The sequence below is a fragment of the Vibrio sp. THAF190c genome (assembly GCF_009363355.1).
GTDB classification, from domain to species: Bacteria; Pseudomonadota; Gammaproteobacteria; order Enterobacterales; family Vibrionaceae; genus Vibrio; species Vibrio fortis_A.
In genome coordinates this window covers 1,385,915-1,401,037 of the sequence record NZ_CP045338.1, presented here as the reverse complement: position 1 = coordinate 1,401,037, position 15,123 = coordinate 1,385,915, and the positions used below count along the sequence as shown (strand labels likewise).

Here is a 15,123-nt window from a genome sequence, read left to right as displayed (position 1 = left end):
AAATTCCATTTACAGGAGGAATTGATTGCATATCGAACCGCGTCCGCTTTCTGAGCCAGATTTATCGAAATAAATGAGCGCAAATAAGGACTTATTATATCCAGTCAGAAATAGTCACTAACTAGCGTCAATTTCCACCATTATGCGCTTTCAATAGAGCTATCGTGCTCAGATCTCGCTATGGTGGAATTGCTATTTTCGAAGTTATCTCGTGCCATATGACTCATCTTCTACAAGTGAAGCGTAAAACAAAAAAGCCACTGTTCTCTAAAACAGTGGCTTCTTAAAATCATAGGTGTGCTTTGAAAATCAGTCAGCTAGACGATTTGCAGTCCAAACGTACAAAAGCTCTAGAGCAATGGTCGCTCCTGCTAATGCCGTAATGTCACTTTGGTCATAAGCTGGTGACACCTCGACAACATCCATTCCGACCATGTTTACACCTTGAAGACCACGAATAATCTTCAAGATTTTGTCGGAGTTCAGCCCACCACAGACTGGTGTTCCGGTTCCTGGAGCAAACGCTGGGTCTAAACAATCAATATCAAACGTCAAGTAAACAGGCTTATCGCCGACAGTTTGCTTGATGCGTGACACGATCTCGTCCACGCTCAGATCATTCGCTTCCATCGCATTGATAACGTTAAAACCGTGCTCATCTTTCTCATACTCGGTACGAATGCCAACTTGAACAGAATGCTCTTTCGAAATTAGCCCTTCGTTTGGCGCATGATAGAACATAGTCCCATGGTCGTAACGACTGCCATGACTGTAGGTATCCGTATGTGCATCAAAATGAATTAATGCCATTTCACCATACTTTTTCGCGTAAGCGCGTAAGAGCGGAAGTGTAATGAAATGATCACCACCTAAACCCAACAACGTTTTACCACTGTTAAGGATTTCCGTTGCTGCTGCTTCTAAGCGTACCGTTAAATCTTCAGCATCACCGGTATCAAACACCAAGTCACCCGAGTCAATAACCTTAGTATGATCGAAGACATTAAAGTCCCACGGGAATTTCTTCCCTTCCCACGCCAAGTTAACTGAAGCACGACGAATCGCATCTGGACCTAATCGCGCGCCCGGACGACCTGATGTTGCCATGTCTAGTGGCGCACCAAGCACCACGACATCTGCCTCAGCATCGACCGGATTTTGTACCAAAGGACGACGCATAAACGTCATTGCATTGGAGTACAACGAGTAATCTTTTTTAGTAAACAGATCGTTCATTAAAAATCCTCTAAATAGGTGTAGCCCATTAAGCCTTGCTCTAACTCAGCAAGTACACTCTGTTGTTCTTCTTGCGGTACTTTCGCGCTGACCATCTCTTCGTAGTTTTGGCGAATCAAATCCACATCGATGTGCACGTAGCGCATCATGTCAGCAACGGTGTCACCTTCATTGATGTAATCTAGGTTCGCTTTACCTTCGTCATCAACGTTTACAACCACACTGTGTGTATCACCAAACAGGTTGTGCATGTCACCCAAGATCTCTTGGTACGCGCCGACTAAGAAGAACCCCATTAAGTACGGCTCATCTGGGTTCCAAGCAGGTACTGGTAACGTTGTTTCAATACCTTGACCGTCTACGTACTGGTCGATAGTGCCGTCTGAATCACAAGTGATATCCAGAACCACTGCACGTCGCTCATTCACTCTATCCAAACCGCTTAGTGGCAATACAGGGAATACCTGATCAATACCCCATGCATCTGGTAGCGATTGGAACAGTGAGAAGTTCACGAAGAACTTGTCTGCCAATCGATCGCTTAGCTCATCCAAAATCGGACGATGGTAGCGGTTCTTTGTGCTCATCAACTGGTTTAATTCGTAGTTGATGCGCAGTGAAACCTGCTCTGCCCATGCTCGACTTTGAAGGTTTAACATGCCCGTTGCGAACTGGTTATGTGCCTCTGCAATGTCACTCTGAGTATCGTTGTAAATCTCAATCAAAGCACGGTCATCGCTGCCATCGCGCAGTGACTGAAAGTTACGCCACATGTTTTTCAAAAGTAATGGCGCATCTTCTTCAGGCTCTGCAATCACTTCCGGAGAGTAGCTCTCGGTACCAATAACGTTAGTGATCAAAACGGCGTGATGCGCTGTCAAAGAACGCCCAGACTCAGAAATAATCACTGGCATTGGCTGTTGGTACTGCTTACAGATGTCACCAACTGTCATCACGATGTTGCGCGCATACTCTGCTAAACCGTAGTTCATCGAGTTCGATGACTGGCTACGTGTACCATCGTAGTCCACCGCTAAACCGCCACCAACATCGATGTAATCTAGCTGAGCACCGATATCACGCAGTTCACAGTAGAAACGAGCAGCTTCACTTACACCGTTTCGTACATCACGAATGTTTGCCATTTGTGAGCCCAAGTGGAAATGAACAAGCTCTAATGCGTCTAACTGGTCTTCCGCTTTCAAACGCTCTATCACAGTCAACACTTGCGATGCAGATAAGCCGAACTTCGACTTCTCGCCACCACTTGCTTGCCACTTACCCGCGCCTTGAGAAGCAAGACGAATACGCAAACCTAAACGCGGTTTTACGCCTAGCGCTTTCGCTTCTTGTAGAACAAGATCAAGCTCAGATAACTTTTCAAGTACGATGAAAACCTTATGACCCAGCTTCTCACCAATCAGAGCTAAGCGAACGTACTCACGGTCCTTATAGCCGTTACAAACAATCACTGAGCTCGCTTTTTGAGCCAATGCCAACACAGCTAAAAGCTCAGGTTTGCTACCCGCCTCTAGCCCTAGCTGTTTTTGCTCTAGCTGTGCTTGGCTTGCTAAAATCTCATCGACGACTTCTTTTTGTTGGTTCACCTTGATTGGGTACACCAAAAGGTATCGGTTGTCGTATTGGTACTCATCGATAGCTTGGTTGAACGCATTACAGATATTGTGCACTCGTTGATGAACAATCTGCGGGAATCGCACCAATGCTGGTAAACCGACATTTTTCTGTTCAAGTTGCTTAACAATATTGCTTAAAGGAATTTGATGATCCGCTTTGCTTGGAGAGACATACACTTCCCCATTGTCATCAATACCGTAGAAACCTTGGCTCCAGTGCTTAACGTTATATTCTGCACGGATGCGATCTAAATTAACTGATTGTTCCATTTCAAGAGACCTCACTATATAGGGCCATCACCAAGTAACACCCTGTTCAGACAAGTGGCATTACCCAAGCTAAATCGATACGTTACGATTCGTTGGGCGCATTAACTGATATTCTGGCGAGCGAGTCCAATCATAGATATTTGTCGTGTCGACAATAGTTGTTTTAAGCACTCGTGAGATATCGGTACATCAAGGCTTGCCGCCAATTCTCGGTGTAATACGCCATGATCATTTGGTCAGATTTTTTTCGTAACCCATAAGAAATCCATAACATTCTATTGTTTTAGGCATGGCCCCACCCTGTTCATCTTTTAAACTATTTTTTAACTTTGTCTTGTAAAGCAGTGAGGACTGGTATAAATTTAGACCACTGACCGATCGGTCAGTCAGTTAAATGGGGAGTAAAAATCAATGAACCACAATCCAATGACCAATAATGAAACAGTATCAAATGCTGACATGACCGAGGTGTTCGCCCAGCAGAAAAGTTACTTTCGAGCGAATTCGAATACTGACTTACAAACACGCCAAAACAACCTAGCGCGTCTAAAAGAGCTGCTTGTGCGTTACCAAGATCAAATCATCGACGCACTATCAGAAGATTATGGTCAAAGAGCAAAATACGACTCTCTCATTGCCGATATCACGCCTTCGCTGCACTTAATTGATTACAACCGAAAGAATCTTAAAAAATGGATGAAGCCTTCTCGCCGCGGTGCTGGATTAATGCTTCAGCCAGCGAAAGTGAGCGTTCATTATCAACCACTAGGTGTTGTTGGCATCATTGTTCCTTGGAACTTCCCTATTACCCTATCGATTGGTCCATTGGCGACTGCATTGGCTGCGGGTAACGTTGCGATGATGAAAATGTCTGAGTTCACGCCCGCAACAAACCGTGTTTTAAAAAAGATGTTGAGCGAAGGATTTAGTGAAGATCAAATCGCGATCATTGAAGGCGAAGCGGATGTTGCGGCTCAATTCAGCGCTCTTCCTTTCGACCACATTATGTTTACAGGTTCGACAACCGTAGGTAAGCATGTAATGAGGGCGGCTTCAGCGAACTTAACTCCAGTTACTCTAGAACTCGGCGGCAAGTCACCGACCGTGATCGCGCCTGATATAGACGTGATGGATGCAGTTGAGCGAATTCTATTTTCTAAGAGCCTCAACGCTGGGCAAATTTGTGTCGCACCAGACTACATTCTAATCCAGAAGGCGAAAGTTGATGAGTTTGTTGAAGCTTATAAGAACTACTTTAAAAAACTTTACCCTGCGGGTCTTGAGAGCAAAGAGCTCACATCAGTCATCAATCAGCGTCAATATGCTCGACTAAAAGGTGTTATTGACGATGCTAAGCAAAAAGGTGCTACCGTTCATACAGTGAGCGAACAAGCTCAAGACGATGTAAATCATCGCATGACATCTCACCTACTGACTGACGTCAATGACGACATGATTGCTCTCCAAGATGAGCTATTTGGACCTGTTCTGCCTATCGTCCCTTATGACTCACTAGACGAAGCGATTGAGTACATCAATGATCGTCCTCGCCCACTGGCGCTATACATCATGAGTCACGAAAGCGAAACGCAGAATGCAATCCTTAACAGAACTCATTCTGGTGGCGTATGTATTAATGACTCTTTGGTTCACGTTGCCGCTGATGATGCACCGTTTGGTGGGATTGGCCCATCAGGTATGGGGCATTATCATGGTATCGAAGGATTCAAAACCTTCAGTCACGCTAAAACGGTTCTGAGCCGAGGAAAAATCAACTACACAAAACTGCTGCATCCTCCGTATAATAGCGCGTTCAAGAAATTGATTTTTAAAGTGATTAACCGATGACCACAAAAAGACAGCAGATCTTAGATTCAGCCCTTCAACTCTTTGCCGAACAAGGCGTTGAGGGCACATCTACCGCCCAAATTGCAAAAGCAGCAGGTGTGGCAAAGGCGACTCTGTTTCATCACTTTGAAAACAAATCACTGCTGGTTGATGAGCTTTTTAGAGAGCTGAAGCAAGCGCTATTCAATGCTGTTTTTCAAGAGCTTGATACAAACAGTACGTCACTGTATCTAAAAATGAGCAAGCTGTGGGAGGTGGGAATCGATTGGGCAGCTGCGCATCCTACTGCGATGAAGTTTCTCTCTAATATCCATTTCCATCCGACCACTGAAGCAAGGCAGATCATTGTTTCAGAACTGTTCGCTACTCTTGATGACAATGTACGAGCGGGACAAGATTCTGGTGAATTGATCGAGCTGGATATGGATTTGGTGCGCTATTTCATTCATAGCCACTTCTTAATATCGGTTAACTGGTTGCTAGACCAAAACCAGCTCTCGACAGAAGAACAACGGAGTTACGTTCAACAGAGTTTTGATATGTGTTGGCGCGCCATTGGTGGCAATAAGCCTGATTAGCTTATTAACGCTCATTAGATATAACAAAGCCACCATCGCAGGTGGCTTTTCATTTTGTGAATTAACTCAACGCGTATTCAACACCTTGCTTCGCGTGGATCTCGGTGGTGTCGTACAGAGGTACTTGCGTGTCTTGTTGACTCACCAACAGTGCAATCTCTGTGCAGCCTAAAATCACAGCTTGAGCACCTTCGGCATATAGCTTATCAATGATCTTAAGGTACTGCTGCTTCGAGCTTTCTTTAATAACGCCTTTGCAAAGCTCGTCATAAATAATGGTATGCACGCTCTCTTGGTCTTCCGAATTTGGTACCACCACATCCATACCGAATTTATCTGTCAGGCGGCCTTTGTAGAAATCTTGCTCCATGGTAAAGCGAGTCCCCAATAAACCCACCTTTTCGATGCCATCAGTTTGCAACACGCTTGCTGTAGCATCCGCGATATGGAGAACTGGAATAGAAATACGTGATTCGATTTCTGATACGACTTTGTGCATCGTATTGGTACATATCATTAGAAAATCGGCACCCGCTTTTTCTACCGACTCTGCTGCATCAGAGAGTAGAACCGCCGTTTCATCCCACTTTCCTTGGTGTTGAAGCTTTTCGATTTCATCGAAGTTGACACTGAAAAGCACAACTTTTGCTGAATTAAGCCCGCCTAACCTCGACTTCACACCTTCATTGAGTGCTTTGTAGTAACTGGCTGTCGACTCCCAACTCATTCCACCTAACAGACCGATCGTTTTCATACTTCCCTCTACTCAAATTGAATGCACTGCTTTACTAATAAAACCTTGCCCTAACTAATGTTTTATCAAGCAATTTAGTTAGATGCAATATGGCACATCCCTCGCAATCACTAACTAAGACACGTACACTACCCGCCTAAATGAAACACAATCAGAAGGCTTAGGTTTGCAAACTCTAGAACAATTACAATCCGGACAATTATTGGGCTCAACACATTTAAAATTGGCTGAAGGCCTTCAAACGTTCCCAATGGAAATCATAGAGCTTGCAGACACCCTCGAAGTGCTCGACCTTTCAGGTAATTCACTATCTGAACTTCCACAAGAGCTGGCAAAACTGACCAAGCTGCGCATTATCTTTGTGTCTAACAACAAGTTCACTCACCTTCCAGAGGTGTTGGGTGAACTGCCGAACCTTGAAATGGTTGGCTTTAAAACGAACCAAATTAAAACGGTTAGTGAACATTCATTACCTACCCAACTACGCTGGTTGATTCTGACTGACAACGCGATTGAGGTATTGCCAGAAAGCCTAGGACACCGCCCACGACTACAAAAACTGGCTCTAGCAGGCAACCAAATTAAGGCGCTGCCAAACAGCATGGAAAATCTCAACAACCTCGAACTGGTTCGCCTATCTGCTAACCAATTGGCCGAGTTTCCGGAACTGCTGATTAAGCTTCCTAAACTGGCGTGGCTAGCATTTGCGGGAAATCCATTCTGCAAACATCCTACATCGCTCGATAGCGTGCCGCAGGTAACAACGACGAGTTATCGTTTGAATCAGGTATTAGGGCAAGGTGCGAGTGGCGTGATCTCTCATGCAAACTGGGTTGATGACAAGTTTGATTTCCCAAACGAAGTGGCAGTTAAAATATTTAAAGGTGAAGTGACCAGTGATGGTTATCCGCATGATGAGTTAGAGGCTTGTCTCCAAGCAGGTCATCACGATAATCTCGTTAAGTCCATTGCACAAGTGGATGATGGCGACGACCTAGCATTGGTTATGGAGCTGATCCCTGAAAGCTATTACAACCTAGGACTGCCGCCGACACTCGAGACTTGCACACGCGACACTTTCCCAGAAGGTTTCGAACTACCTATCGAGCAAATCAATAACATCGTTACTCAAATGATTGATGTGTTTAATCACTTACACGACAACAAGGTTTGTCATGGCGACCTATACGCGCACAACACCTTAGTTAATAAACAAGGCGAAATGATCTTTGGCGATTTTGGTGCTGCAACCATCTATGAATACCTGACTGCAGAGCAACAGCAAGGCATTCGCCGTATTGAAGCTCGTGCTTTAAAACACTTCATAGATGATCTACTGACAATTTGTGCCAAGCAAGACCTTGAGAGTGAACTGTACTCACGCCTTGCGAGCTTCAAAGTTTAGTCACCAGATAAAGACTCTAAAACAATAAAAGCACAACGCGCGTGCTAAAAACGACAAAGCCAACATCACTGTTGGCTTTTTTATTGGATTACGAAGCGACTTGTCTTTTAACTCTCTACCTGAACCAGCTTTAAGTATGAATGCAGCTCGTCGTTTTTGTATTCCACAGCAGAGTGAATATTGAGGTCGCCATTGGCTACTACAGCAAATTGGTAGCGATTATCACCTTTGATGATTTCAACATGCAGTAAACCATCGTTGAGATACCAAAGCCCCTTCGTTTCAAAACGATCAAACAACCGATACTCATTTAAAGTGCCATCTGTGTGAAAATGTACCTCTGTAATATAGCCACCAGGACAGCTCTTCACCCAAACTCGGTTTTCGATATCACTGATAACCAAATCACGCTTAGTTTCGCTCCAAGCCAAAAAGGCTTCAGCTTCACTGTCGTAAAGAGAGGTGTCGAGACCTGCACGAGGGATTAACGGCTGGTCCATTTGCTCGCGACAATAAAGTTGAAGCAAGGTTTGCTGTTTAGTGTCGCTCGATAACTCTGCCATAACCCCTCCTATCTATCCAAGAACTGTACTAAAGGTTCGTTGTTAGTAATTAAACCAGCTCGTAGGAGACAACGTACAATTGAGAAATACCTGGGTAGATCTCTTGAATAACGTCTTTGAGTACTTGCAATGTCATGTTCTCTTGTTGGGCGTGGAATTCACCCAGTTCATCGAACAGAATCGGTTCTACGCTGATGATTTTAAGGTTACAGAATACACGTCCTTGCTCCAATGTTGATACTTCTACAACGCTACCCGGTTGGTAATCACGCTCAGATTCGTCACGGATGGTGATAGTCTTTTTGCCAGAAAGGATGTCAGCTTCAAAACGCTCAAAGAACGTCATAGTGGTTGGTGCGGTCATGGATTTCAATCACTTGTAATTAAAGGTTTAGATACTTGTTTATATACCAGAATATCTAACGAAGCGAATGAAAATTGGATGCGAAAATTTATCTCGTCATTCCCAAGACTGACGAAGGAAGGAGTTGGGAATCTCTAAAGAGCCAAATCACAGGCAATAAAAAAGGAGAGCCTAAGCTCTCCTTCTCTTAATCCTAAATGCAAACTCTAATTAAAGAGCAGCTTTTGCTTTTTCAACTAGAACTGCGAATGCAGCTTTGTCGAATACCGCGATGTCAGCAAGGATCTTACGGTCGATCTCGATAGATGCTTTCTTAAGACCGTTGATGAAACGGCTGTAAGATAGACCATTCTGACGAGATGCAGCGTTGATACGTGCAATCCATAGTTGACGGAATTGACGTTTCTTGTTGCGACGGTCACGGTAAGCGTATTGACCAGCTTTAGTAACTGCTTGGAAAGCTACGCGGTAAACACGAGAACGTGCACCGTAGTAACCTTTAGCTTGTTTTAGAACTTTCTTATGACGTGCACGAGCTTGTACACCACGTTTTACGCGAGGCATTATGCTTCTCCTAAACTAAACGATTATTAAACTAAAAAGAATTAAGCGTATGGCATCATACGAGCAACTGCAGCCACTTCACACTTAGGAAGGATTGCATTTGGACGTAGCTGACGCTTGTTCTTAGTAGTACGCTTAGTCAGGATGTGACGTTTACCAGCGTGCTTAAACTTAATACCACCAGCAGTTTTCTGGAAACGCTTAGCAGCACCTTTGTTGGTTTTCATCTTAGGCATGATGAATAACTCCGCATTGTTGAGTTGTTAATAACAATAGTAATTAGGGCGAATAAAACCCCGCAACCAGAGGCTGCAGGGTTCAATTACTTGCAAAGCCGTTAATTACTTCTTTTTAGGGGCCAATACCATGATCATTTGGCGGCCTTCGATTCGAGTCGGGAAAGATTCTACAACAGCTAAATCTACTGTATCTTCTTTCAGACGATTCAAAACGTCGACACCGATGTCTTGGTGAGCCATTTCGCGGCCACGGAAGCGAATTGTTACCTTCACTTTGTTGCCGTCTTCTAGGAAACGCGTCAGGTTGCGTAGTTTTACCTGATAGTCTCCAATGTCAGTTCCAGGACGGAATTTTACTTCCTTAATCTGAATCTGCTTTTGCTTCTTCTTCTGCTCTTTCGCAGCTTTGCTCTTCTCGAAGAGGAACTTACCGTAGTCCATCACACGACAAACTGGCGGCTCGGCGTTAGGGCTGATCTCTACAAGATCCATACCAGCTTCTACAGCTGCATCAAGCGCTTCTTGGATAGAAACGATACCAACGGCTTCACCGTCAGCGCCTGTTAGACGAACTTCACGAACGCCACGAATTTCACCGTTTAAACGATGCTGGTTTTGTTTGGCCGGTTGTTGGCCACGTCTTCCGCCTTTAATAGCTTATTCCTCCAGATTGAGCTTACGGCTTGAAACCTCGGCTTGGATGTAAGAAATAAAGTCATCCACTTTAAACTTGCCTAGGTCTTTACCTTTACGTGTACGTACTGCAATTTCACCGGCTTCCATTTCTTGGTCACCACATACAAGCATGAACGGTACACGTTTCAAAGTGTGTTCGCGAATTTTAAAGCCAATCTTCTCATTTCTCAAGTCTGCTTTGACTCTAAATCCACTTTTTTGCAGTTTTTTCGTAATTTCTTGTACGTATTCCGACTGTTTGTCGGTAATGCCCATTACAACTGCTTGTTCTGGCGCCAACCACGTTGGGAAGAAGCCAGCGTATTCTTCAATTAGAATACCGATGAAGCGCTCTAGAGAACCTAAAATCGCGCGGTGAATCATAACTGGCGTGTGACGCTCGTTATCTTCACCAACGTAAGTTGCACCTAGACGCTCTGGTAATGCAAAATCGAGCTGCACTGTACCACATTGCCATGCACGGTCCAAACAATCATGCAAAGTAAATTCAATCTTAGGTCCGTAGAACGCACCCTCGCCTTCTTGAATCTCGTATGCGATTTCCATTGCTTCTAGTGCTTGCTTAAGGTCAGCCTCAGCACGGTCCCACATTTCATCAGAACCTACGCGTTGCTCTGGACGAGTTGACAACTTAACAACGATGTTTTCGAAACCGAAAGTTGTGTAAGTGTCGTAAACCATTTCAATACAAGCTTTTACTTCTTGTTGAACTTGGTCTTCAGTACAGAATACGTGAGCATCATCTTGAGTAAAGCCTCGAACACGCATGATGCCGTGAAGTGCGCCTGATGGCTCGTTACGGTGACATGAGCCGAACTCAGCCATACGCAACGGTAGATCACGGTAAGATTTCAGACCTTGGTTAAAGATCTGTACGTGACCTGGACAGTTCATTGGCTTGATAGCGTATTCGCGGTTCTCTGAAGACGTTGTGAACATCGCTTCTGCGTATTTGTCCCAGTGACCAGAGCGTTCCCAAAGAACGCGGTCCATCATTAGTGGACCTTTAACTTCTTGGTACTCATATTCGTTCAGTTTTTGACGAATGAATACTTCTAGTTCACGGAAAATAGTCCAACCGTTGTGGTGCCAGAACACCATGCCTGGTGCTTCTTGCTGCATGTGGAATAGATCCAATGCTTTACCAATTTTACGGTGGTCACGCTTCGCTGCTTCTTCTAGACGAACTAGGTGAGCTTTAAGCGCTTTTTTATCGTGGAATGCAGTACCGTAGATACGTTGCAGCATCTTGTTGTCACTGTTACCACGCCAGTAAGCACCCGCTACGTTAAGTAGAGTAAAGTGCTGACAGAAGCCCATATGTGGTACGTGTGGACCACGACACATATCGATGTATTCTTCATGGTGGTATAGGCCTGGACGATCGTCTTTAGAAACGTTCTCGTCTAGGATTTCCATTTTGTATGTTTCGCCGCGAGCTTCGAAAGCATCACGCGCTTCCTGCCAGCTAACTTTCTTCTTAACAACCTGGTATTTGGTCTTTGCCAGCTCTTTCATGCGCTTTTCAATCTTCTCAAGATCTTCTTGCGTTAGAGAGTGCTCTAGGTCGATGTCGTAGTAGAAGCCGTTGTCGATCGTTGGGCCGATCGCCATTTTCGCTTCTGGGAATAGCTGCTTAACAGCGTGACCAAGAAGGTGAGCACAAGAGTGACGTACAATTTCAAGACCATCAACTTCATCTTTAGCTGTGATGATTTCTAAGCTTGCATCGTTCTCGATTAGGTCGCAAGCATCAACACGCTCGCCATCTACACGACCAGCAATGGTTGCTTTTGCAAGACCAGGACCGATTGATAGGGCAACATCTAGAGTTGATACAGGGTTGTCAAATTGACGCTGACTGCCGTCAGGAAGAGTAATAATTGGCATTATTTGTCCTTTACAGTGGTGTTGCACACCAAGCAACACATGAAAATGTTTAATATATGTCGGTCAACCAAGCGGAGTTGGTTGGGGATATATGAATAAGTAAAATTCACTTTTCAAGAAACAAATACAGATGCCTCTTTAAAAAGTGAGCAAGCATTGTAACGAATTAATATTAAATAACAATGACCGCTTTCTGTCGTGTACTTCCAGTAAGCACAAAAAACCAAGAATTCAAACAAAAAACAAAAGTTAATAAGATGTTAAATCGCTCTTTTACCACTAAGCTTAACTTACTATCGCTAGTTAACCTTGGGGGTGGGAATGAAAAACAAAGTTGTGATTCAAACGCTGAGCTTTGTGACTCTCTTTTACAATGTGCCTAGCTTTTCTAGCGATGAATATGGACCGCTATTGAGTTATGTCCAATCCCCTATGCATTCGACTCGTCACACTCCAACCCTACGTTCGGGCTTCCCTATTGATGATGGTGACATTGAACTTTTCGCCAGCTTTACTGCTGCGAGTATTTGGGCCAATTCAGATGATTATCATCTCGACTACTATCAAAACCAGCTTCATACCGGTCTTCGCTGGCAGGTAAACAGCGAGTGGCAGTTTGAGCTCAATTACCGCTGGCTTTACGCTGGCAACAATCACCTTGATAGTTTGATCATCGATTTTCATGATTTCTTTAGCATTGACCAAGCAGGGCGAGATCAGAAGAATAAACACGAGTTCGACATTTATGCACCACAGCATGGTGTCAACATTTCCGATTTCTCAGGGGACACTCTGACCAGCGCCTTTACGCTTTATAGCCAATACCAATTTATCAACACCCAATCACATGGCTTGTCGCTGGGTGTCGCTCTATATAGAAACAACGTTAATAACGGTATCTTTGAAGGGGAAAGCTTTGAACAGAGTGCGCAGTTAAATTACAGCTATGCATTTACGGATCAGAGTATCTACTCATCTATCGCAATCACACACCAATCCGATTACGAACGAAAGAATGATTTCCCGCATAAAAGTACCCTGCTCGCTTTTATGGCAGGTTATCGTTTAGAACTGCTCACCAATCATGAGCTTCACTTGGAATATCGACTTTATGAAGGCGCAGAGAATGGCTCTACAGAATTTTCAGAGCCGGCCAACGAAATCCTGTTCGGCTACCGCTATAAACTGCCCTTTGGCGCAGTTGAGTTATCCATTATTGAAAACATCATCAACATGGATAACTCAACCGATGTTGGCTTTCAGATAGCTTATCGTCATCGAATTAGAGGCAGCGAATAATTCGCTCGGTGGAGCGCACCAATTCACTTGAATGCAGCAAATACAAAAAAGCCGCGCATCGACACGGCTTACTCTTGCTGAGTTACTACATAAAGCTACTTACTTATGAGCTCATGATACGAGAAACAGCAGCATTGATATCACTATCAGACGCATTGATTGGCAGGCTAAATGAGATGTATTGATCACCACGGAAACTTAATGAACGATCGATTTCAGCCAGGCAGTGAACCGTATTACCATTCACGATAAATGAAAGCTCAATCTCTTTATTATTAATAAAACCGCCGCTTCTAAATTCTATCTCTTGGTAGCAACCCGACACAGACGAGAAAGTGTTACCCTTTAGGTAGCCCTTTTCAACATCGGCTTTGACCATTGTCATGCCCGCAGCTTCAACACCTTGAATGATCTTCTCAACGGTCGGCAGAGGTTTTACAACGATAAAGTCACGATCTTTAGGGTCAATCGCGAAGCCGATATCTAGGTTTGTTTCTACCCATACATGGCACTGGTTCATTTTCGCGTTAAGTGCCGTGATTGGCGTTTCATCATTCAGCTTTAAGCGAAATGGAACTTGCTTGGTCTCACCCGGTTGAATGGTGAATGGCTCTACTGCTTGAATTCTGCCTAAAGAAAAAGTCTCGTAGCTCGTGCTGTCTTCTGTTTCCACTTTAACTTCAGTATTTAGTACCAAGTTAATCAAGTCGATCTGCTGCTCTACGTCACCACCGAGGATATGAACATTGCCAGATAATTCACCACCTTGGAACACTTCAATATTATCCAAAACTGTGTCGACTTTCGCCGCACCTATACCCAACGAGGCTTTTAGCTTTTTAAACATACTTTCCCTTTTTAGAATTATCGTTTTTTGAATGACTTATTTGAATGCATTAGAGGTCTACCGACAAATTTGCTGCAGTTGCATCATATTAGCAAGTAATTTGCCCTATCCATGAGTCATCACACCACACATTTAGTGTAAATATTGTAATCGTTGGCAAATCAGGTACTCTATTTGTATAGTCAATTGAGGGTTAAGTATGTCGAACGCGCCGTTATATTTGCAGATAAAGCAGTTTATTGATGACAAGATCTCTATGGGACACTGGCCACCCGGGCACAGAATCACCACAGAGTTAGAGCTGACCAAACAGTTTAACGTTAGCCGAATGACGGTGAACAAGGCCATCAGAGATCTGGTAAGTGAAGGTAAATTAGCACGCAAGCCGCGTCTCGGAACTTTCGTCTGTGAACCGACAGAAAAAGCCCAGTCTCCGCTGCTCGACATTAACAACATCGCTCAAGAGATACGTGAACGTGGACAAAATCATCGAAGCCAAGTGGTTAAACATCTGCAAATCAACGCGGATGAAAAGACCGCCATGCAATTGGGCGTAATGATTAACACACCCATTTTTTATAGTGAAATCATCCACTTTTCTGACAACACACCGACGCAGTTAGAGTGTCGCTGGGTGAATTCGGATATTGTCCCTAACTACCTAGATCAAGATTTTACTCACGCTACCCCGAATGAATATCTCTCAAACAACTGCCCACTAAGTGCTATAGAACACACTGTAGAGGCCATTGTGCCGGAACCTAAAGTTAAAGAGAGCTTAGAAATGGCAGCCAATGAGCCTTGCTTGCTACTCAATCGTCGCACCTGGAGTGCTGAACGCTTGGTTAGTTTTGCCCTGCTTTATCACCCTGGATCTAAATACAAATTAAGCTCTAAGATACTGCTCGATTAAAGCACATCATCCTGCTCATT

At 44.1% G+C, this 15,123-nt stretch carries 15 protein-coding genes; 5 read left to right on the top strand and 10 right to left on the bottom strand.

Features of this window, described 5'->3' with window-relative positions:
* Window positions 1–309 precede the first annotated feature (309 nt).
* Both speB and speA read right to left on the bottom strand, forming a co-directional pair.
* Window positions 310–1,236: an agmatinase gene (gene speB / locus FIV04_RS06370; RefSeq protein WP_150894891.1), complete on the bottom strand. Its 927-nt coding sequence runs from the start codon at window positions 1,234–1,236 to the stop codon at window positions 310–312.
* Window positions 1,236–3,143: an arginine decarboxylase gene (gene speA / locus FIV04_RS06365; protein ID WP_152468593.1), complete on the bottom strand. Its 1,908-nt coding sequence runs from the start codon at window positions 3,141–3,143 to the stop codon at window positions 1,236–1,238. The genes speB and speA overlap by 1 nt, the downstream gene beginning before the upstream one ends.
* 411 nt (window positions 3,144–3,554) lie before the next feature.
* On the opposite strand from speA, the gene FIV04_RS06360 reads away from it, so the two are divergent.
* Both FIV04_RS06360 and FIV04_RS06355 read left to right on the top strand, forming a co-directional pair.
* Window positions 3,555–4,991: a coniferyl aldehyde dehydrogenase gene (locus FIV04_RS06360; RefSeq protein ID WP_152468592.1), complete on the top strand. Its 1,437-nt coding sequence runs from the start codon at window positions 3,555–3,557 to the stop codon at window positions 4,989–4,991.
* The gene (locus tag FIV04_RS06355; RefSeq protein ID WP_152468591.1) at window positions 4,988–5,569 is read left to right on the top strand and encodes a TetR/AcrR family transcriptional regulator; all 582 of its coding nucleotides are present in this window, start codon (window positions 4,988–4,990) and stop codon (window positions 5,567–5,569) included. Before FIV04_RS06360 ends, FIV04_RS06355 begins: the two co-directional genes overlap by 4 nt.
* A gap of 61 nt (window positions 5,570–5,630) precedes the next feature.
* Here the strand turns inward: FIV04_RS06355 and FIV04_RS06350 are convergent, their stop codons facing one another.
* Window positions 5,631–6,323, bottom strand: a complete 693-nt coding sequence (locus tag FIV04_RS06350; protein WP_152468590.1) for an aspartate/glutamate racemase family protein — start codon at window positions 6,321–6,323, stop codon at window positions 5,631–5,633.
* A gap of 166 nt (window positions 6,324–6,489) precedes the next feature.
* Here FIV04_RS06350 and FIV04_RS06345 point away from each other — a divergent pair, with 166 nt between their 5' ends.
* Window positions 6,490–7,728 carry a leucine-rich repeat-containing protein kinase family protein gene (locus tag FIV04_RS06345; protein WP_152468589.1) on the top strand — a complete coding sequence of 413 codons (1,239 nt, stop codon included), beginning with the start codon at window positions 6,490–6,492 and terminating at the stop codon, window positions 7,726–7,728.
* A gap of 107 nt (window positions 7,729–7,835) precedes the next feature.
* Here FIV04_RS06345 and FIV04_RS06340 read toward each other — a convergent pair whose 3' ends face one another.
* The 6 genes from FIV04_RS06340 to thrS all read right to left on the bottom strand — a co-directional run bounded on the left by FIV04_RS06340 (window position 7,836) and on the right by thrS (window position 12,044).
* The gene (locus tag FIV04_RS06340) at window positions 7,836–8,291 is read right to left on the bottom strand and encodes a hypothetical protein (RefSeq protein WP_152468588.1); all 456 of its coding nucleotides are present in this window, start codon (window positions 8,289–8,291) and stop codon (window positions 7,836–7,838) included.
* Between the two features lie 49 nt (window positions 8,292–8,340).
* Window positions 8,341–8,655 carry a N(4)-acetylcytidine aminohydrolase gene (yqfB, locus tag FIV04_RS06335; RefSeq protein ID WP_152468587.1) on the bottom strand — a complete coding sequence of 105 codons (315 nt, stop codon included), beginning with the start codon at window positions 8,653–8,655 and terminating at the stop codon, window positions 8,341–8,343.
* A gap of 210 nt (window positions 8,656–8,865) precedes the next feature.
* Entirely contained in the window at window positions 8,866–9,219 is a 354-nt protein-coding gene (gene rplT, locus FIV04_RS06330) for a 50S ribosomal protein L20 (RefSeq protein ID WP_004401084.1), read from the bottom strand.
* 41 nt (window positions 9,220–9,260) lie between these two features.
* The gene (gene rpmI, locus FIV04_RS06325; RefSeq protein ID WP_032549209.1) at window positions 9,261–9,455 is read right to left on the bottom strand and encodes a 50S ribosomal protein L35; all 195 of its coding nucleotides are present in this window, start codon (window positions 9,453–9,455) and stop codon (window positions 9,261–9,263) included.
* A 105-nt stretch (window positions 9,456–9,560) separates the two neighbouring features.
* Window positions 9,561–10,049 carry a translation initiation factor IF-3 gene (gene infC / locus FIV04_RS06320; protein WP_301339526.1) on the bottom strand — a complete coding sequence of 163 codons (489 nt, stop codon included), beginning with the start codon at window positions 10,047–10,049 and terminating at the stop codon, window positions 9,561–9,563.
* A gap of 66 nt (window positions 10,050–10,115) precedes the next feature.
* Complete coding sequence (gene thrS, locus FIV04_RS06315) at window positions 10,116–12,044, bottom strand: threonine--tRNA ligase (protein WP_152468586.1); 1,929 nt, start codon at window positions 12,042–12,044, stop codon at window positions 10,116–10,118.
* Between the two features lie 321 nt (window positions 12,045–12,365).
* On the opposite strand from thrS, the gene FIV04_RS06310 reads away from it, so the two are divergent.
* The gene (locus tag FIV04_RS06310; RefSeq protein ID WP_152468585.1) at window positions 12,366–13,343 is read left to right on the top strand and encodes a DUF3187 family protein; all 978 of its coding nucleotides are present in this window, start codon (window positions 12,366–12,368) and stop codon (window positions 13,341–13,343) included.
* A gap of 103 nt (window positions 13,344–13,446) precedes the next feature.
* On the opposite strand, the gene FIV04_RS06305 is transcribed toward FIV04_RS06310, so the two are convergent.
* The gene (locus tag FIV04_RS06305) at window positions 13,447–14,190 is read right to left on the bottom strand and encodes a sporulation protein (protein ID WP_152468584.1); all 744 of its coding nucleotides are present in this window, start codon (window positions 14,188–14,190) and stop codon (window positions 13,447–13,449) included.
* Window positions 14,191–14,389: 199 nt separating this feature from the next.
* Between FIV04_RS06305 and hutC the strand changes: the two genes are divergently transcribed.
* On the top strand, window positions 14,390–15,103 hold the full coding sequence (hutC, locus tag FIV04_RS06300) for a histidine utilization repressor (protein ID WP_152468583.1): 714 nt from the start codon (window positions 14,390–14,392) through the stop codon (window positions 15,101–15,103).
* Window positions 15,104–15,123 lie beyond the last annotated feature (20 nt).

What these genes read in the sequence shown, in the direction of transcription:
- rpmI (WP_032549209.1), bottom strand. Translation starts at nt 9,455, where the DNA reads ATGCCTAAGATGAAAACCAACAAAGGTGCTGCTAAGCGTTTCCAGAAA.
- speA (WP_152468593.1), bottom strand. Translation starts at nt 3,143, where the DNA reads ATGGAACAATCAGTTAATTTAGATCGCATCCGTGCAGAATATAACGTT.
- FIV04_RS06355 (WP_152468591.1), top strand. Translation starts at nt 4,988, where the DNA reads ATGACCACAAAAAGACAGCAGATCTTAGATTCAGCCCTTCAACTCTTT.
- yqfB (WP_152468587.1), bottom strand. Translation starts at nt 8,655, where the DNA reads ATGACCGCACCAACCACTATGACGTTCTTTGAGCGTTTTGAAGCTGAC.
- FIV04_RS06340 (WP_152468588.1), bottom strand. Translation starts at nt 8,291, where the DNA reads ATGGCAGAGTTATCGAGCGACACTAAACAGCAAACCTTGCTTCAACTT.
- FIV04_RS06305 (WP_152468584.1), bottom strand. Translation starts at nt 14,190, where the DNA reads ATGTTTAAAAAGCTAAAAGCCTCGTTGGGTATAGGTGCGGCGAAAGTC.
- rplT (WP_004401084.1), bottom strand. Translation starts at nt 9,219, where the DNA reads ATGCCTCGCGTAAAACGTGGTGTACAAGCTCGTGCACGTCATAAGAAA.
- FIV04_RS06310 (WP_152468585.1), top strand. Translation starts at nt 12,366, where the DNA reads ATGAAAAACAAAGTTGTGATTCAAACGCTGAGCTTTGTGACTCTCTTT.
- FIV04_RS06360 (WP_152468592.1), top strand. Translation starts at nt 3,555, where the DNA reads ATGAACCACAATCCAATGACCAATAATGAAACAGTATCAAATGCTGAC.
- hutC (WP_152468583.1), top strand. Translation starts at nt 14,390, where the DNA reads ATGTCGAACGCGCCGTTATATTTGCAGATAAAGCAGTTTATTGATGAC.
- thrS (WP_152468586.1), bottom strand. Translation starts at nt 12,044, where the DNA reads ATGCCAATTATTACTCTTCCTGACGGCAGTCAGCGTCAATTTGACAAC.
- FIV04_RS06350 (WP_152468590.1), bottom strand. Translation starts at nt 6,323, where the DNA reads ATGAAAACGATCGGTCTGTTAGGTGGAATGAGTTGGGAGTCGACAGCC.
- speB (WP_150894891.1), bottom strand. Translation starts at nt 1,236, where the DNA reads ATGAACGATCTGTTTACTAAAAAAGATTACTCGTTGTACTCCAATGCA.